This window comes from Streptomyces sp. NPDC001920 (genome assembly GCF_053594495.1).
On record NZ_JBSFEP010000014.1, the window covers coordinates 115796 to 133237 of the forward strand.

Below are 17442 nucleotides of genomic sequence, written 5' to 3' on the forward strand. Positions count from 1 at the left end.
GGGTGTGCCCCGGTTGCCTGTCCCCGTCGCTCGGCGAGATGAAGGTCAGCCTGACCGGGCTCAAGGCCCCGCCGCGAGGGACGGATGGCGTGCGCCGGGTAAGCCGACAGGCCCTCCTACCAGGCATCGCGAGCGACGAGCGTCGACAGTCTCGACTTCGCCACCCACCTGGACCGGCTCGGCGTCCCGGTGTGGGTCCGCTACGTCCTCGTGCCCGGCTGGGCCGACGCCCCGGCGGTCGTCGACGCACGGCCTGCGGGCGCTGGGAGTGGTCGGCGGTACGAGCCGTCACTCACGATGCCTCCGGTTCGCTCGGCTCGGTGCCGCCCATGTCGAGCCGGAAGGGCGGGTAGGTGTCCGTCATCAGGGCGGCGTAGGCGGCGACGCGCAGCACCCACCGGTTGAGGCCGAGGATCAGATCGAACAGGCCCTTGGGGTACTTCTCGGTGAAGGTCAGGGTGACAGCGGCGATCACCGCCAGCACGGCGACGAGCCCGCCGTTCCACCATCCGAGGTGCCAGCCGCCGAGGAAGAAGCCGATGACGACGTAGTGCGGGACGGCCAGGAGCCACCACTTCACCAGCACCAGGCCGCGGGAGAGCCGTTCGGGATGGGCGATGTCCAGCCGCGCCGGGTAGTCGGGCTCCTCGCCCAGGCTGAACGGCGGATACCGGTCGGTGCCCAGGGCGCCGTACGAGTAGTAGGCGACCCGCCAGGTCCAGCGCAGCACCCCGAGGTTGAAGTCGAACAGGGTGCGCGGATAGCGCTCGGTGAACACGATGCCGAAGAACGCGATCACGCTCACCACGGTGAAGGCGGTCCAGAGGAAGAACAGCACCACGTAGTGGGGAATGAGCAGGATCCACTTCACCAGCCACAGCCATCGGGACAGTGGCGCATCCAGCACCGCGCTCACCCGGACCGGACGGTCCGGTGTTCCCGCCAGGGTTGTCATGGCGATCAACTCCTTCGGCCCAGGGCGTCGGCTGTCGAGCCGGGCCCATGACCAGCCTGGGCACCGGCCGGGCCCTGGGAGGAGGGCCGATCGGGGTCGACCTGGAGGCCGCGGGTCCCGTGCTGCTAATCGGGTCAGCCTCGCCCAGCGCTCGGGGCTGCCTCTTGTCGCGGGGGTCGCCAGGCTGCCTTTCCCAGCACCGGGCGCCCCGTCACCTGCTGTCGCTTGCCTCTGTCTCAGGCAGGGCGGCGCGTCCGGCCTCCAGTCGTGCGACCGGGACGCGGAACGGTGAGCAGGAGACGTAGTCGAGCCCGGCAGCGTGGAAGAAGTGCACCGACTCCGGGTCTCCGCCGTGCTCGCCGCAGACACCGATCTTCAGGTCGGGCCGTGCGGCGCGGCCCTCGGCGACCGCGATCTCGACCAGGCGCCCCACACCGTCGCGGTCGATCGTCTCGAACGGGGAGACCTTGAAGATGCCCTTGTCGAGGTAGGCGGAGAAGAACGCCGCCTCCACGTCGTCGCGGGAGAAGCCCCACGTGGTCTGGGTCAGGTCGTTGGTGCCGAAGGAGAAGAACTCCGCCTCCTCGGAGATGCGGCCCGCGGTGAGGGCGGCCCGGGGCAGCTCGATCATGGTGCCGACCGGGCAGTCGACCGGGACACCCGATGCCTTGGAGACCTCGGCCAGTACCTGCTCGACTTCCTCGCGGACGAGCCGCAGTTCCTCGACCGTGTCGATCAGCGGCACCATGATCTCGGCTCGCGGGTCGCCGCCGGCCCGCTTGCGCTCCACGACCGCCTCGGCGATCGCCCGCACCTGCATGGCCACCAGGCCCGGTGCCACCAGCCCCAGGCGCACCCCGCGCAGGCCGAGCATCGGGTTGGCCTCGTGCATGCGGTTCACGGCGTCCAGCAGTTCGGCGTCGTGCGCACTGGGTGAGGTGCCGTGGGCCTCGGCAGCCGCGAGACGCACGGCGAGTTCGGTGCGGTCCGGGAGGAACTCGTGCAGAGGCGGGTCGAGGAGCCGGATCGTGACCGGCAGCCCGTCCATCGCTTCCAGGATGCCGACGAAGTCCTGCCGCTGCAGCGGCAGCAGCGCGTCCAGCGCCCGTTCGCGCTCGCCGTCGGTACGGGCCAGGATCATCGCCTCGACCAGCTGCCGACGGTCGCCGAGGAACATGTGCTCGGTGCGGCACAGACCGATGCCCTCAGCGCCGAACCGGCGGGCGCGGGCGGCGTCCTCGGGAGTATCGGCGTTGGCCCGCACGCCCAACTTCCGCGCCCCGTCTGCCTGCTCCATGGCCCGGGCCACGGCGTCGACCAGGCCCGCCGACCGTTCGCCGGTCTCGAAGTAGCGCATCACCGAGGAGTCGACCAGCGGCGCGGCGCCGAGGTACACGGCGCCGTCGGAGCCGTCGACCGAGAGGACGGTGCCTTCTTCCACGGTGGCGCCGTTGGCCGTGAACTTCCGCGCCTGCGTGTCCACGGCGAGTTCCTCGGCGCCGCAGACGCACACCTTGCCCATGCCGCGGGCGACCACGGCCGCGTGGCTGGTCTTTCCGCCCCGGCTGGTCAGCACGGCCTGGGCGGCGACCATGCCGGGCAGGTCGTCGGGAGTGGTCTCCTGCCGGACGAGAACCACCTTCTCGCCCGCTGCGGCGCGACGCACCGCCTCGGCCGAGTCGAACACCGCGGCCCCGACGGCGGCACCCGGCGAGGCGGGAATGCCGTGGGCGAGCGCCGAGCCGACCGCGTCGGTGTCGAAGCGCGGGAACATCAGCCGGGCCAGGCCGTCTCCGCCGACCCGGGCCAGAGCCTCGGCCGGGGTGATGAGTCCCTCGTCCACCAGCTCGGCGGCGATGGCGAACGCTGCCTCCGCGGTGCGCTTGCCCACCCGCGTCTGCAGCATCCACAGCCGACCGCGCTCGATGGTGAACTCGATGTCGCACAGGTCGCGGTAATGGCTCTCCAACAGCCCCATGTGGTCGCGCAGTTGGACGTACGCCTGCGGGTTGATGTGCTGGAGCTCGTCCAGTGCGACGGTGTTGCGGATGCCGGCGACGACGTCCTCGCCCTGGGCGTTGGGCAGGTAGTCGCCGTACAGGCCCGGGCGGCCGGTGGCCGGGTCGCGGGTGAAGGCGACGCCGCTGCCGGAGTCGGTGCCGAGGTTGCCGAAGACCATCATCTGAACGTTGACGGCGGTGCCCAGGTCGTCGGGGATGTGCTCGCGGCGGCGGTAGAGCCGGGCGCGCTCGCCGTTCCAGGACTCGAAGACGGCCAGGATCGCCCGGCGCAACTGCTCGGCCGGGTTCTGCGGGAAGTACTCGCCGGTCTCCTGACGGATCAGGTCCTTGTAGACCTCGACGAGAGCGGCCAGGTCGGCCGCGTCCAGGCCCAGGTCGTCGGCGGCGCCCCGCGCCTCCTTCAGCCCGGTCATGGCGTCCTCGAACCGCTCGCCGGCGACGCCCATGACCGTGCTGCCGAACATCTGCACAAGGCGGCGGTAGGAGTCCCAGGCGAAGCGTTCGTTCCCGGAGGAGTTCGCCAGTCCGAGAACGGTCTCGTCGTTGAGACCGATGTCCAGGATCGTGTCCATCATGCCGGGCATGGAGAAGCGGGCCCCGGACCGGACGGACAGCAGCAGCGGATCGTCGCGCTGCCCCATCCGCCGACCGGCCGTCCGCTCCAGGACGGTCAGCCGGTCGGAGACCTCGCGCGCCAGTGCGTCCGGCTCGTGCCCGGTGGCGAGAAAGGCACGGCAGGCTTCGGTGGTGATCGTGAATCCCGGAGGCACCGGCAGACCCATCCGGGTCATCTCGGCCAGGTTGGCACCCTTGCCGCCGAGCAGGTCGGCCATGTCACGGCCGCCCTCGGTGAACGCGTACACGTAACGGACCATGACAGTGCTGTTCCTTCCTGAATGAGCGGGGGCGGGTGCGGGCCCGGCCCCTGGCCGAGCTGCACCCCGGTCGGTGCACCAGGCGCAGCGGCCATGCCGGAGGGTCACATCTCGAAGACGATGCGTGCCTTGATCTGGCCGTTCAGGACTTCCGCGATGGATTCGTTGACGGTCTCCAGCGGCCGGGTCTCGTAGATCACCTTGGTGCGTCCGGCGGCGTGCAGCTGGAAGACCTCGTCCAGGTCCTGGCGGGTGCCGACGATGGAGCCGATGACCGAGGTGCCGTTCAGGACGGTGTCGAAGATCGGCACCTGGATGGTGCCGCCGGCGGGCAGAGCGACCATGACCAGCTTGCCGCCACGCCGCAGACCGCCGTAGACGGAGGCGAACGCCTGCTCGTTGACGGCCAGCGCGATCGCGGCGTGGGCGCCGCCGTGCCGCTTGAGCACCTCGGCCGGGTCCTCCTTGCGGGCGTCGATCAGGATGTCGGCGCCGAGCTCCCGGGCGAGGTCGAGCTTGTCGTCGGTGACGTCGATCGCGGCGACCGTAGCTCCGGCGATCTTCGCGTACTGCACGGCCAGGTGGCCGAGGCCACCGATGCCGGAGATCGCCACGAGCTGGGTCGGGCGCACGCCTGCGACCTTCAGCGCCTTGTACGTGGTCACGCCGGCGCAGGTCAGCGGGGCGGCGTCGCGCGGGTCGATGCCGTCGGGGACCACGGCGGCGAAGTCGGCCGGGGCGAGCATCTTCTCGGCGTACCCGCCGTCCACGCTGTAACCGGTGTTCTGCTGCCGCTCGCACAGGGTCTCCCAGCCGGACAGGCAGTGCTCGCACCGCCCGCACGCCCAGCCCAGCCACGGCACCGCGACGCGCCGGCCGACGGCCAGGTGGGTCACGCCGTCGCCGAGCGCCTCGACGATGCCGACGCCCTCGTGGCCGGGGACGAACGGCGGGGTCGGCTTGACCGGCCAGTCGCCGTGCGCGGCGTGGATGTCGGTGTGGCACAGCCCGGACGCCTCGAGCCGGATGCGGACCTGGCCGGGACCTGGCTCCGGATCCGGCCGTTCCTCGATCACCAGCGGTTCACGGAAGGACCGGACGACTGCTGCCTTCATGGAATGCTCCTCGGACTCTGTCGGTGCGGTGCGGTTCCAGGGTCGACCGCGGCCTGGTGCTGCGGCAGGTGCTGGACGTCCTCACGAGGGGGGCCGGTCGGCCCTGAACCGCGCGCGGCACCCGACCCCTGTGTCCGACGGAGATCACTGCCGTGGGATGAGCCATGGCGTTCGGGGGCTTGGTGCAGCGCGGCCGGCAGCCCGCGCCCTCGTGCCGATCCGGCCCGCCAGGCGACCCGCGGGCAGCCGGACCGATCCGCCGCGAGTCGAGCCGCGCGGTGCTGTGACGCGCGGGACGGCACGGCGCTGCCGACCACCCGGCCGGTGATCTGGCCGACGCACGCACGTGGTCACTGTTCGGCAGCGGTGGCTACCGGCGAGGCGATCCGGTCCGATGGAGTACCCCGTGGGCAGACGGCGCGCCGGTGCCAGAGGGGCCGACCGGCCCTGGCCCTTCGTCCTGGGATCGCGCAAGATCTGCGATGGACGGACCGCGCCCATGGGCGAAGTCCGGTGCGGGATTCAGACGGCGCGGAACGCAGAACAAGGAGTATCCGATGGCGGACGGCGAGCAGCCCGGACCCGACGACCCGATCCGGGTCTTCCTGCTGGACGACCACGAGGTGGTACGGCGCGGGGTGCACGACCTGCTGGACGACGAGCCGGACATCACCGTGGTCGGCGAGGCCGCCAACGCAGAGCAGGCCCTGACCCGTGTGCCCGCCCTGCGCCCGCAGGTCGCGGTGCTGGATGTGCGCCTGCCGGACGGCGACGGGGTGAGCGTGTGCCGTGAACTGCGTTCGCGCATGCCGGAGTTGGCCTGCCTGATGCTGACCTCGTTCGACGACGAGGAGGCCCTGCTGGACTCGATCATGGCGGGCGCCTCCGGGTACGTGCTGAAGCAGATCCAGGGCTCGGACCTGGTGTCGGCCGTGCGCACGGTGGCCAGGGGCCAGTCCTTGCTCGACCCCAGCGCCACCGCCAAGCTGATGGCCCGTCTGCGTCAGGGCCAGGAGCCGGAACCCGAGCCCGACGCCCTGCCGGGCCTGACCGACCGGGAGCGGGAGATCCTGGCCCTCATCGGCGAGGGACTGACCAACCGCCAGATCGGTCAGCGGCTCTACCTCGCCGAGAAGACGGTGAAGAACCACATCTCCCGGCTGCTGGCCAAGCTCGGTGTGGAGCGCCGCGTCCAGGCCGCCGTCATCGCCACCCAGGCCCAGGACCGGCTGAAGCAAGAAGGCCACTGACACTCGCGTGGCGAGCCCTGGGGCCGAACGTCCCCCGGCTCGCCCCCGTACGGCCCATGCCCGATCGCATCCCCGGCCAGCAGGCTGGCAGCGCATACAGACGCGGATCGATCGGGAGGACGACGGACATGAGCGTGCGCGTGGGAATCAACGGCTTCGGCCGCATCGGACGCAACTACCTGCGCTTGGTGCTGCAGCGCGCGGAGACCGAGGCCGGCACGGCCGTGGAGGTCGTGGCGGTCAACGACCTCACCTCGCCGGCCGCGCTGGCGCACCTGCTGGCGTACGACTCGACGTACGGCCGCATCGGCCGCACCGTCGAGCACGACGACACCTCGATCACCGTCGGCGGTCACCGCATCGCCGTGACCGCCGAGCGCGACCCGGCCGCCCTGGACTGGGCCGGCCTCGGCGTCGACATCGTCATCGAGTCCACCGGCCGCTTCCGCACCCGCGAAGAGGCCGGGCTGCACCTGAAGGGCGGCGCCCGCAAGGTGCTGCTGTCCGTGCCGGGCAAGGGCGTCGACGCCACCGTCGTCATGGGCATCAACGAGGACACCTACGACCCGCAGCGGGACCACGTCGTCTCCAACGCCTCCTGCACGACCAACTGCGTGGCGCCCATGGTGAAGGTGCTCGACGAGCACTTCGGCCTCGTCAAGGGGCTGATGACCACCATCCACGGCTACACCAACGACCAGGTCGTCCTCGACGGCCCGCACAAGGACCTGCGGCGCGGCCGCAGCGCCGCCGTCAACATCATCCCCACGTCCACCGGAGCCGCCCGCGCCGTCGGCCTGGTCCTGCCGGAGCTGGCCGGCACCCTCGACGGACTCGCCGTCCGCGTCCCCGTCGAGGACGGCTCCCTCACCGACCTGAGCGTGGTCCTGGACCGGCCGGTGAGCGCCGACGAGGTCAACGCCGCCTTCCGGGAGGCCGCCGACGGGCCCCTCAAGGGCATCCTGCGCGTGTCCGACGCCCCGATCGTCTCCCGCGACGTCGTCGGCGACCCGGCCTCCTGCGTCCTGGACGCCCCGCTGACCCAGGCGCACGGCGACCTGGTGAAGGTCTTCGGCTGGTACGACAACGAGTGGGGCTACACCAACCGGCTGCTCGACCTGACCGAGTACGTCGCCGGGACGCTCCCTCGCGACTGACCGAACGGGCCGTGGAGCGAGAGCGCCCCGGGCTCGTACCGCACTCCGCGCCGCCCTCGACGACCCCGCCGGACGGATCACGGGCACCGGGACCGTCTGCCACGATGACGGCGCAGAGCTTTTCGCCGCGGCACAAGAGGTTCTCGCCGGGGAGGTGGGCGAGCTCGCCCGGTCCCACGGCGGCGGCATCGGCGTCGTCGAGGTACGCGCCGGCATCGTCACCGTCCGGCCCGGCGGTGCCTGCCACGGCTGCCCCGCCTCCTGGTTCACATTGAGACCAGCGTCTGGAGCGCCATCTGCGGCGACGCCGTCCCGGGCTAGGTCGTGTCCGCAACGCCGCCTCACCGGTGGGCCTGTTCGGTCGGCCGTACGACTCCCGTCGGGCGTCCGTCTGACCGTGCCGGCGTCACCCGATGCTCCTGTGCCCCTGACCTCGCGAATCATCTCCGCGAGGTCAGGGGCACAGGAGCATGGGGCGTGGTCCGCGGCCATGCAGCTCCGGGGCTGCTGTCGGCCTCGCCGGCCCACCTGGCGGCGAGATCTCCGGCGCGCCGGGCTGCGTCGGCCACCGCTTCGGGCCGGCCGCCTGACTGCCCCGCGGCATACCCGACGCGGATGGTGGGATGCTGTGGTCGGTTACAGGAGGCCACTCCAGTAGGGCCAGAAGCGGGTGAGGACGAGCAGGATGATCACCCCGTACCAGGCGCCGAGGAGCAGCCCGTGCGTGTCCCGGACGACCTCCAGCACACCCCGGGGCACCGGGATGATCCCCCGTTCCAGGCAGTGCACGGTGACGTACCAGAACAGGGCGATGGTGGCGACCCAGACCACGGCGCAGTAGGGGCAGAGCTTGTTGAGTTCGTAGAGCGACTGCACGATCAGCCAGTGGACGAATGCCGCCGCCGTCAGCGCCCCGGCGTCCAGCGCCAGCCACAGCCGGCGGTGCAGCCGCGCACCCGAGAGCACGGCGACGCCCAGGGCGACCACGGCGGCGAAGGCGCCCAGTCCGAGCAGCATGTTGGGGAAGCCGAACAGGTTGCCCTGCAGACTCGACATGACGCTGCCGCACCCCACGACGGGGCTGATGTTGCACGGCGGCTGGTAGGCGGGATCGCGCAGGAGCCGCCAGTCGTCCACGGTGAGCTGGAAGGAAGCCAGCCAGCCGACGAGGCCGGTGAGGACCATCACCCAGCCCGTGCGACGGCTCGCGCCGACCGCGCGCCGGCGCCGGACGGTCGTCGTGTCCGGCGCCGGCGCGAGTTCGTGACTCATGCGGCTCACCGGGAGCCGGAGGCCGGCCGGGGCCGCCCCGTGGTCGTCGGGGCCGGGGCTGTCGCGGCCCGCCGCCGGTAGACCAGGTACGGGCGGGCGAGGTACCCGATGGGGGCGCTCCACACATGGACCAGCCGGGTGAAGGGCCAGGCGGCGAAGAGCAGGAAGGCGCTCAGGGCGTGCAGTCGGAACAGCAGCGGTGCCCCGGCGATGGCCTCGGGCTGGGGCTGGAGGACGAACAGTCCGCGGAACCAGACGGATACGGTGGAGCGGTAGTCGTAGCCGGCGCCGAAGACGTTGTGGGCGGCGGTGGCGGTGATACCGAGCAGGACGGTGGCGGAGAGCAGGGGGAAGAGGAGTTTGTCGCTGCGGTCGGTGCCGAGCCGGATCTGGCGGGTCAGCAGCCGGCGGGCGCACAGCATGCCGAGTCCGGCGACCATGGCGACGCCCGCCACGGAACCCGCCCAGACGGCCGTCGTGTGGTAGGCGTGCTCGGTGATGCCGACGGCTTCGGTCCATGAGCCGGGGATGGCGAGGCCCACGACATGCCCGGCGATCACCATGAAGGCGCCCAGGTGGAACAGCGGGCTGCCCCAGCGCAGCCACCGGTGTTCGAGGAGCTGGCTGGTGCGGGAGGTCCAGCCGAACTGGTCCTGCCGGTAGCGCCAGACGTGCCCGACCACGAACACGGCGAGACAGATGTAGGGAACGGCGACCCACAACAGGAGGTCGGCGCCGCTCGTGGACGCGGCAGCCAGAGGGGTGGGTACGGCGTTCATCGGGGGCCTTCCGTACGGTTGGTCGGAGCGGGTGGCACACAGGTCGGCGGAGCGGGCACGGGCGGCACGAAGGTGCCCGGAGGCGCGAACTCACCGTGCCCGTAGGTGCCGTAGGGGTCGAGGCCGACCTCCTCGTTCGGCGGGCCTTCGGCGACGAGCAGGGCCACCGCCGCGCGGTCCGCCTCGGTGGGCGGCGGAAGCAGGGTGAGCAGCGCGGCCAGTACGTGCCGGTAGGGGGAGTCGGCGTCGGTCAGCGCCCGGTGGATCAGCTCCAGCCCGCGTCGGTGCTGGCGCAGCGGTGCCTCGCCACCACCCGGGCCCACAAGGGCGGCGAACTCAAGCACGACCGGCAGGTGGTCGGGGAGTTCTCCCCCGTCGGTGTCCCAGCCCGTGGCCCTGTACCGCTGGTTCAGGGTGAGCAGGGCCATGCCGCGGCGGCGGGTGTCGCCGTGCAGGTAGTAGGTGAGGTACAGGCTGCTCTTGCGGCGCAGGTCGAACATTTCGACGTAGTGGCGCTCCAGTGCCTCGGGATCCTGTGCGGCGAACCAGTCGGAGAACCGGGCCAGGTGTTCCGCCGCGGGCGTGGCCGGAAGGGATTCCACCACGGTCGTCAACTCCGCGCGTGCTGCGGTCAGTTCGGAGTCGGGGTACTGCAGGAGCAGCGACACGAGCCGCAGTATCAGGGCTCGGCCCGCCGTCTCCTCAGGGGTGAGCCGGGCCGGGCGGCGTACGGCCGCGCGGACGCGGGTGCGGACGAGGGCGGGGATGGTGGCGGGCAGCGGGCTCACGGACGTCCTCCGGCGGGGGCTTCGGGTGTACGGCGGCGCAGAGTGGGGATGCCGAGCATCACGCGGCGGCCGTCAGCGGGCTGCGGGTCGCCGGAGGACTCGACCGGGCAGCGGTTCTCCATCGCGGTCAGCGCGGCGGCGTCCTCCTTGTGCGCGGCCGGGACGACGTAGCGGTCCTGGTACTTGGCGACGGCGAGCAGCCGGTGCAGGTCCTCCGCCTCGCGTGTGGTGAGGCCGACGGCCTTGAGCAGGGCCTCGTCGCCGTCCTCGCCGAGGGTGCGCTCCCGCATGTACGAGCGCAGCGCGGTGAGCTTCATCAGCACGCCGGCCACCACGTCGGTGTCTTTGGCGGTGAACAGTTCCGCCAGGTACTCCAGCGGGATGCGCAGCCGGGTGACGGCGGCGAAGACGTGGTCGGGGTCGTCCTGGTCGCCGCCCGCCGCGTCGACGGCGTCGAGGACGGGGGACAGCGGGGGCACGTACCAGACCATGGGCATGGTCCGGTACTCCGGGTGCAGCGGCAGCGCCACCTTGTAGCGCATGACCAGGTCGTACACCGGGGAGCGGCGAGCCGCGTCCAGCCAGTCCTCCGGGATCCCCGACTCCCGCGCGGCCGCGATCACTTCGGGGTCGCGGGGGTCGAGGAAGACACCGCGCTGGGCGTCGAGGAGATCCTTCTCGTCCGGGGTCGCGGCGGCCTCTCCGACGCGGTCGGCGTCGTACAGCAGCAGCCCGAGGTAGCGCAGCCGGCCGACGCAGGTCTCGGAGCACACGGTGGGCTGGCCGGCCTCGATGCGCGGGAAGCAGAAGGTGCACTTCTCGGCCTTGCCGGTGGCGTGGTTGACGTAGACCTTCTTGTACGGGCACGCGGTCACGCACATCCGCCAGCCCCGGCAGCGGTCCTGGTCGACGAGAACGATGCCGTCCTCGACCCGCTTGTACATCGCGCCGGACGGGCAGGCCGACACACAGGCGGGGTTGAGGCAGTGTTCGCACAGGCGGGGCAGGTGGAAGAGGAAGGTCTGCTCGAACTCGAACTTCACCTTCTGCGCCCACTCACCGCTGAGGTTCGGGTCGCCGCCGGCGTGCTCGGGCGCACCGCCCAGACCGTCCTCCCAGTTGGCACCCCAGGTGATGGCGGTGGGTCTGCCGGTGAGGACCGAGCGCGGCCGGGCGACGGGGATGTCCTTCTGGGCGGGGGCGTTGACGAGGTTGTCGTAGTCGTAGGTGACCGGCTCGTAGTAGTCCTCGATGGACGGCAGGTCGGGGTTGGAGAAGAGGGACAGCAGGCGCTTGATCCGTCCGCCGGAGCGCAGGACGAGACGTCCGCGCTTGTCGAGCATCCAGCCGCCCTTCCACTGCTGCTGGTCCTCGTAGCGGCGGGGATAGCCGACACCGGGTTTGGTCTCGACGTTGTTGAACCAGGCGTACTCGACGCCGGTGCGGTTGGTCCACGTCTGCTTGCAGGTGACCGAGCAGGTGTGGCAGCCGATGCACTTGTCGAGGTTCATCACCATCGCGATCTGTGCCATCACCCGTCCGATGGTGACTCCGTCACGGGGCATGTCAGTACTCCACATCCTGCGAACGGCGGCGGATGACGGTGACCTCGTCACGCTGGTTGCCGGTCGGACCGTAGTAGTTGAAGGCGTACGTGAACTGGGCGTAGCCGCCCGCGAGATGGGTGGGCTTGAGCAGCAGCCTGGTCAGCGAGTTGTGGATGCCGCCGCGCCTGCCGCTGACCTCGGTCTTCGGCACGTTCACATTGCGGTCCTGGGCGTGGTACATGTACACCGTGCCCTCGGGCATCCGGTGCGTGACCACCGCACGCGCCGCTACGACCCCGTTGCGGTTGTACGCCTCGATCCACTCGTTGTCCTTCACGCCGATCTTCTCGGCGTCATCCAAGGACATCCAGATCGTGGGTCCGCCGCGCGACAGATCGAGCATGTACTTGTTGTCCTGGTAGTTCGAGTGGATGGACCACTTGGAGTGCGGGGTCAGATAGCGGACGGTGACCTCCGCCCGGCCGTCCTCCCGCAGGTGCTCGTCGCCGTAGTGCTTGGGCGCGTTCAACGGGGGCCGGTACACGGGGAGTTGCTCGCCGAGTTCGGCGATCCAGTCGTGCTGGACGAAGAAGTGCTGGCGGCCGGTGAGGGTGTGCCAGGGCTTCTTGTGCTCGGTATTGATGACGAACGGCGAGTAGCGGCGCCCGCCCGTCTCCGAGCCCGACCACTCGTACGACGTCATCACCGAGCGGGGCTGGGTACGGGTGTCGGCGAACGTGATCCGCTCCGCCTCGCGCTCGGAGGCCAGTTCCACCAGGCCCTCGCTGCCGGTCAGCCGCTGAAGCTCGCGGAAGCCCTCGGTGGCCAGGCGGCCGTTGGTGGTGCCGGACAGCGCGAGGATCGCCTCGCACATGTCGCTCGCGGTGGCGAGCGAGGGCCGCCCGGCGGCGACGCCGTCCCGGACGGTGCCGTTGCGGTGCCGGAGGTCGTCGATCTCCTGGTTCGGGTGGACGGTGACGCCCTTGGTGGTGGTGCCCAGGGTGTCGAGCAGCGGACCGACGGCGCGCATCTTCTGCGCGATCGCGGCGTAGTCGCGTTCGATGACAACCAGCTTCGGCATGGTCTTCCCGGGGACCGGTTCGCACTCGCCGGCCTTCCAGTCCCGTACGGCCCCGCCGGGCTGGGCGAGTTCGTCGGGTGTGTCGTGCAGCAGCGGCACGGCGAGCACGTCGGTCCGGGTGCCGAGGTGCTCGGCGGCCAGTTCGCTGAACCGGTCGGCGATGGTCAGGAAGGTGTCGTAGTCGGTGCGGGCCTGCCAGGGCGGGGCGATGGCGGGGGTGAAGGCATGGACGAAGGGGTGCATGTCCGTCGAGGACAGGTCGTCCTTCTCGTACCAGGTCGCCGCCGGCAGGACGACGTCGGAGAGCAGACCGGTGGAGGTCATCCGGAAGTCCATCGTGACCAGCAGGTCGAGCTTGCCCTCGGGGGGCTCCTCCCGCCACACCACGTCCTTCGGCCGGTGCTCGGGCGGGGTCTCCTCGGAGCGGACCGCCGCGTCCGTGCCCAGCAGGTGGCGCAGGAAGTACTCGTTGCCCTTGCCGGAGGAACCGAGCAGGTTCGCCCGCCAGACGGTCAGCACACGGGGGAAGTTGGCCGGGTCGTCCGGGTCCTCGGCGGCGAACCGCAGCCGCCCGGACTTCAGCTCGTCGACGATGTGCTCGGCGACCGGACGGCCCGCCGCCGCGGCCTCGTCCGTCAGGTCGAGCGGATTGCGGTTGAAACCGGGGTGACCGGGCGTCCAGCCCAGCCGCACGGCCTGCGCCAGGCAGTCCGCGAACCCCTTGCCCTTGAAGCGCCCCTCACCGAGCGGGGATGCCAGCTCCTCGGGCCCGAACGCCTCGTAGCGCCACTGATCGGAGTTCAGGTACCAGTACGAGGTACCCGCCATGTGCCGGGTCGGCCGCTGCCAGTCGAAGGCGAACGACAGGTGCTGCTGTCCGGTGACCGGGCGGACCTTCTCCTGGCCCACGTAGTGCGCCCAGCCGCCGCCGTTGACGCCCTGGCAGCCGGTCATGGTGGTCAGCGCAAGGAAGGCGCGGTAGATGGTGTCGGAATGGAACCAGTGGTTGGTACCGGCGCCCAAGGCGATCATCGACCGGCCGTTCGTGCGCTCGGCGTTGCGGGCGAACTCCCGGGCGATCCGCGCCGCCTGCTCGGCCGGGACCGAGGTGATCGTCTCCTGCCAGGCCGGAGTGTAGGGCTGCGACGCGTCCTCGTACGACGTCGGCCAGCTGCCCGGAAGACCGGGACGCCGCACCCCGTACTGGGCGAGCATCAGGTCGAAGACCGTGGTGACCAGACGCCCGCCGATCCGGCGCACCGGCACGCCGCGCACCACGACGGAGCCGCCCTCCGTGCTGCCCTCGTCGAACCGGGGCAGCGCGATCTCGGCGGTGTCCTCGGCCCGCTCCAGCAGGCTCAACTCGGGCACGACACCGTCCAGTTCGAGGTTCCAGCGGCCTCGCCCGGCTTCCCCCCACCGGAAGCCGAGCGAGCCGCCCGGGACCACCGGTTCGCCCGTGGCCCCGTCCAGGAGGACTGTCTTGGACTCGGAGTGCTCCGTGTCGTGCCCGAGGTCGGCGGCGGTCAGGAACCTGTCGGGGACCAGTCCGTGGTCGTGCTCGCGCAGGGTCACCAGGAACGGTGCGTCGGTGAACTTGCGCAGGTAGTCCTGGAAGTAGGGCACTTCGCGGTCGACGAGGAACTCGCGCAGGATCACGTGGCCCATGGCCATCGCCAGCGCCCCGTCCGTACCGGGGTGCGGGGCCAGCCACTCGTCGGCGTGCTTGACGTTGTCGGCGTAGTCCGGGCTGACCGCCACGACCTTGGTGCCGTTGTAACGCGTCTCGGTGAGGAAGTGCGCGTCGGGTGTGCGGGTGACGGGGATGTTGGAACCCCACATGATCAGATAGCCCGCGTTCCACCAGTCCGCCGCCTCCGGTACGTCCGTCTGGTCGCCGAAGACCTGCGGCGAGGCGATCGGAAGGTCCGCGTACCAGTCGTAGAACGACAGCAGCGTGCCGCCGATCAGCGAGTGGAACCGCGCACCGGCCGCGAACGACGCCATCGACATCGCCGGGATGGGCGAGAAGCCCGCGACACGGTCGGGGCCGTACGCCTTGACGGTGTGCACCTGCGCGGCGGCGATCAGCTCGCCGACCTCGTCCCAATCAGCGCGCACCAGGCCGCCCTTGCCGCGCGCCCGCTTGTAGGCGCGCGCCTTGGCCGGGTCGCCGGTGATCTCGGCCCAGGCCGCCACCGGGTCGCCCAGCCGCTTGCGGGCCTCGCGCCACAGCTTCAGCAATGCGCCGCGCACGTACGGGTAGCGGACCCGGCTGGGGGAGTAGGTGTACCAGGAGAACGACGCCCCGCGCGGGCAGCCGCGCGGCTCGTACTCGGGACAGTCCGTGCCGATCGACGGGTAGTCGGTGGCCTGGTGCTCCCAGGTGATGATGCCGTCCTTGACGTACACCATCCAGGAGCAGGAGCCCGTGCAGTTCACACCGTGCGTGGAGCGCACCACCTTGTCGTGGGCCCACCGGTCCCGGTAGAAGCCCTCCCACTTCGGGTCGCCCGTGCCGAACACGGCGCGTCCGTCGGCCGACACCTCGCTGCGTGTGAGCAGCCGACGGGCCGCCAGCGGCCAGCCTTCAGCGGCGCGCGACTCCCGCTGCCGTGCGTTCTGATCGTTCTCCATGGCCAGGACGCTAAGCGGCGCACGGCATCCGGCACCCGGGGCTGGCGGTCCCTGGCGGATGGCCTACCGGCCCCATGTTGCCGGTGGCAATAGGGACCAATGGTCCCGGTGCCGGGTCCGGTCGGCCGGGGAGGCAGGTGTGCCGGGCGTTGCATGCTGGCTGTGATCGAACCGCAGATGCCCGTCTGTCCGTACGACCGCATCTCGTGCCTGTCACAGGCGGCCCATCCCCCGTCCCGGCCGCCGCGGGCACAGCGCGTACGGCGCGTGGCGCCCGGCTCGGTCGTGCGTCCGGCCGCCCCTGCGCGGCCGGACGCGGCGTCCCCTCCGGAGTCGGTAGCCGGACATGCCATCCACCGCCCACATCGGCCGGCCGAGCCGGCCCGACCCGCTGGAGAGACCTCATGAGCGTGCTCACCCTCGCCTCGCACCCCCGAGACGCCACGGCCCTGGAAAGCGCCGAGGCGCATCACGCACGACTGGCCGGGGAGCTCGCCGGACGAGTGAAGATGCTGCTCACCGCCGTGGACCGGGACCCGACCGCCGCCGAGAAGATTTACACCCGTCTCGTCGCCTTCTGCGACCGCTCGCTCCTGCCGCACGCCGCAGCCGAGGAAGGCGCGCTCTACCCCGCCGCCCACCACATGCCCGAGGCCCGGCTGCTGATCGAGAGCCTGATCGGTGAACACCGCTGCCTCACCACGCTCGTCGACGCCCTGCGCGCCGCACCGAGCCCGGCGGCTGCCGCGGCTGACGCCAGGGCCCTGCAGGTGCTCTTCGAGGAGCACCTGGCCAAGGAGAACGGCCTCGTCCTGCCGCTGCTCGCCATGACGCCCGAGATCTCCCTGGCGGACCTGCTGGCGGACATGCACCACCGGCTCGCGGACGACTCGTCCGACAAGAACCCCCCAGAAGGTCGGCACAACGAGGAAGGGCACGACGTGTACGAAGCGCAGATCGAGGAGACCGGCGGCTGCGGCGGTGCGTGCGGCTGCGGTGGTGCCGAGGAGACGAACGAACCCGAACTGGACGTCAGGGACGTGCCGCATGCCATCCGTCACGCCACGGTCTTCGGCGCGCTCGACGCCGTCCCGGCGGGGACCGCCATGGTGCTGATCGCCCATCACGACCCGCTGCCGCTGCTCGCGCAGATCGAGCAGCGCAGCCCGGGAGTCTTCGCCGTGGAGTACCTGCAACGCGGCCCCGAAACCTGGCGGCTGCGGCTCAGCCACCGCTGACCCGGCGCCCATCACCCCGCGCGGCGCGTGCACCTGGCTCAAGCCGATGTCCGCGGGCCGCACCCGCAAGCAAGGAAAGAAGGACAACACGTCATGGACGGATCGCATCGCCGGGCCGGCACCCTGCTCGGGACGGTCGGTATGGCCCTGATCGTCGCCGGACCGGTCATGCTGTGGCGCGGGCGCAGCGGGAGGAAGGAGATCCGCACGGAGCTGGCCGCCCAGAAGATCACTTTCCCCGAGCGCGGGCTGCCCGCCGAACTCGCCGTCTACACCGGCCGCCGGGTGGAAACCGGCCCCGAGGCGCACGCCTACGCCGAGTTCATCAAGGGCAACCTCGCCCATGCCACCGGTGGCCGCACCTACGCCGAGATCACCGCGCAGCTGCACGCTGCCGGAGGCGACGACGAGAAGCTCGCCAAGCTGCGCCAGACCGCGTTCATGGGGCAGTCCCTGCGCGCCTCGCTGATGTCCGCCTACCAGGCATGGCATCTGACGACCCTGGTCACGGGCCTGGGAGCCGCACTGACCGGTGTGGGAGCCGCGATGGTGGCCACTGCGGACGCCCTGACCCCCTGCTCCTCGAACCACTCCTGACCCCGTCCCAGTACGGCGACTGACCGTTCGGGTCGTGCGCGGCTCCCGTGACGAGGGACCGTCGGCCCTGCAGTCGAAGACCATCGGCCGCCGCGCCGACCACCGCCGCCGGTGGATGCTGACGGCGACC

General features: G+C 71.2%; 13 protein-coding genes. 5 read left to right on the forward strand and 8 right to left on the reverse strand.

What is annotated here, in order from left to right; translation table 11 throughout:
• Positions 1–292 precede the first annotated feature (292 nt).
• The 3 genes from ACWCPI_RS24530 to adhP all read right to left on the reverse strand — a co-directional run bounded on the left by ACWCPI_RS24530 (position 293) and on the right by adhP (position 4966).
• On the reverse strand, positions 293–955 hold the full coding sequence (locus ACWCPI_RS24530) for a DUF4389 domain-containing protein (protein ID WP_451040130.1): 663 nt from the start codon (positions 953–955) through the stop codon (positions 293–295).
• Positions 956–1166: 211 nt separating this feature from the next.
• On the reverse strand, positions 1167–3851 hold the full coding sequence (gene ppdK, locus ACWCPI_RS24535; protein ID WP_451040131.1) for a pyruvate, phosphate dikinase: 2685 nt from the start codon (positions 3849–3851) through the stop codon (positions 1167–1169).
• Between the two features lie 104 nt (positions 3852–3955).
• On the reverse strand, positions 3956–4966 hold the full coding sequence (adhP, locus tag ACWCPI_RS24540; RefSeq protein ID WP_451040132.1) for an alcohol dehydrogenase AdhP: 1011 nt from the start codon (positions 4964–4966) through the stop codon (positions 3956–3958).
• A gap of 557 nt (positions 4967–5523) precedes the next feature.
• On the opposite strand from adhP, the gene ACWCPI_RS24545 reads away from it, so the two are divergent.
• The 3 genes from ACWCPI_RS24545 to ACWCPI_RS24555 all read left to right on the forward strand — a co-directional run bounded on the left by ACWCPI_RS24545 (position 5524) and on the right by ACWCPI_RS24555 (position 8031).
• On the forward strand, positions 5524–6216 hold the full coding sequence (locus ACWCPI_RS24545) for a response regulator (protein WP_451040133.1): 693 nt from the start codon (positions 5524–5526) through the stop codon (positions 6214–6216).
• A gap of 128 nt (positions 6217–6344) precedes the next feature.
• Entirely contained in the window at positions 6345–7373 is a 1029-nt protein-coding gene (gene gap / locus ACWCPI_RS24550; RefSeq protein WP_451040134.1) for a type I glyceraldehyde-3-phosphate dehydrogenase, read from the forward strand.
• A 76-nt stretch (positions 7374–7449) separates the two neighbouring features.
• Positions 7450–8031 carry a NifU family protein gene (locus ACWCPI_RS24555; RefSeq protein ID WP_451040269.1) on the forward strand — a complete coding sequence of 194 codons (582 nt, stop codon included), beginning with the start codon at positions 7450–7452 and terminating at the stop codon, positions 8029–8031.
• On the opposite strand, the gene ACWCPI_RS24560 is transcribed toward ACWCPI_RS24555, so the two are convergent.
• The 5 genes from ACWCPI_RS24560 to ACWCPI_RS24580 are packed head-to-tail and all read right to left on the reverse strand — an operon-like array spanning position 8010 to position 15477.
• A complete protein-coding gene (locus ACWCPI_RS24560; RefSeq protein WP_451040135.1) occupies positions 8010–8645 on the reverse strand; it encodes a vitamin K epoxide reductase family protein in 636 nt (211 codons plus the stop codon). The genes ACWCPI_RS24555 and ACWCPI_RS24560 overlap by 22 nt on opposite strands.
• 5 nt (positions 8646–8650) lie before the next feature.
• Positions 8651–9424 (reverse strand): respiratory nitrate reductase subunit gamma, encoded by a 774-nt coding sequence (narI, locus tag ACWCPI_RS24565; RefSeq protein ID WP_451040136.1) that lies wholly within the window; start codon positions 9422–9424, stop codon positions 8651–8653.
• A complete protein-coding gene (gene narJ / locus ACWCPI_RS24570; RefSeq protein WP_451040137.1) occupies positions 9421–10212 on the reverse strand; it encodes a nitrate reductase molybdenum cofactor assembly chaperone in 792 nt (263 codons plus the stop codon). Before narJ ends, narI begins: the two co-directional genes overlap by 4 nt.
• On the reverse strand, positions 10209–11777 hold the full coding sequence (narH, locus tag ACWCPI_RS24575; protein ID WP_451040138.1) for a nitrate reductase subunit beta: 1569 nt from the start codon (positions 11775–11777) through the stop codon (positions 10209–10211). The genes narJ and narH overlap by 4 nt, the downstream gene beginning before the upstream one ends.
• A gap of 1 nt (position 11778) precedes the next feature.
• Positions 11779–15477, reverse strand: a complete 3699-nt coding sequence (locus ACWCPI_RS24580) for a nitrate reductase subunit alpha (RefSeq protein ID WP_451040139.1) — start codon at positions 15475–15477, stop codon at positions 11779–11781.
• Positions 15478–15881: 404 nt separating this feature from the next.
• Between ACWCPI_RS24580 and ACWCPI_RS24585 the strand changes: the two genes are divergently transcribed.
• Entirely contained in the window at positions 15882–16715 is an 834-nt protein-coding gene (locus tag ACWCPI_RS24585; RefSeq protein ID WP_451040140.1) for a DUF2249 domain-containing protein, read from the forward strand.
• A 93-nt stretch (positions 16716–16808) separates the two neighbouring features.
• Positions 16809–17312, forward strand: a complete 504-nt coding sequence (locus ACWCPI_RS24590; protein WP_451040141.1) for a hypothetical protein — start codon at positions 16809–16811, stop codon at positions 17310–17312.
• Positions 17313–17442: the final 130 nt, after the last annotated feature.

Excerpts from the sequence above, each read along its gene's own strand:
- ACWCPI_RS24545 (WP_451040133.1), top strand. The coding sequence starts at position 5,524 with ATGGCGGACGGCGAGCAGCCCGGACCCGACGACCCGATCCGGGTCTTC.
- ACWCPI_RS24585 (WP_451040140.1), top strand. The coding sequence starts at position 15,882 with ATGAGCGTGCTCACCCTCGCCTCGCACCCCCGAGACGCCACGGCCCTG.
- narI (WP_451040136.1), bottom strand. The coding sequence starts at position 9,424 with ATGAACGCCGTACCCACCCCTCTGGCTGCCGCGTCCACGAGCGGCGCC.
- narH (WP_451040138.1), bottom strand. The coding sequence starts at position 11,777 with ATGCCCCGTGACGGAGTCACCATCGGACGGGTGATGGCACAGATCGCG.
- ACWCPI_RS24530 (WP_451040130.1), bottom strand. The coding sequence starts at position 955 with ATGACAACCCTGGCGGGAACACCGGACCGTCCGGTCCGGGTGAGCGCG.
- ACWCPI_RS24590 (WP_451040141.1), top strand. The coding sequence starts at position 16,809 with ATGGACGGATCGCATCGCCGGGCCGGCACCCTGCTCGGGACGGTCGGT.
- gap (WP_451040134.1), top strand. The coding sequence starts at position 6,345 with ATGAGCGTGCGCGTGGGAATCAACGGCTTCGGCCGCATCGGACGCAAC.
- ACWCPI_RS24560 (WP_451040135.1), bottom strand. The coding sequence starts at position 8,645 with ATGAGTCACGAACTCGCGCCGGCGCCGGACACGACGACCGTCCGGCGC.
- ppdK (WP_451040131.1), bottom strand. The coding sequence starts at position 3,851 with ATGGTCCGTTACGTGTACGCGTTCACCGAGGGCGGCCGTGACATGGCC.
- ACWCPI_RS24580 (WP_451040139.1), bottom strand. The coding sequence starts at position 15,477 with ATGGAGAACGATCAGAACGCACGGCAGCGGGAGTCGCGCGCCGCTGAA.
- adhP (WP_451040132.1), bottom strand. The coding sequence starts at position 4,966 with ATGAAGGCAGCAGTCGTCCGGTCCTTCCGTGAACCGCTGGTGATCGAG.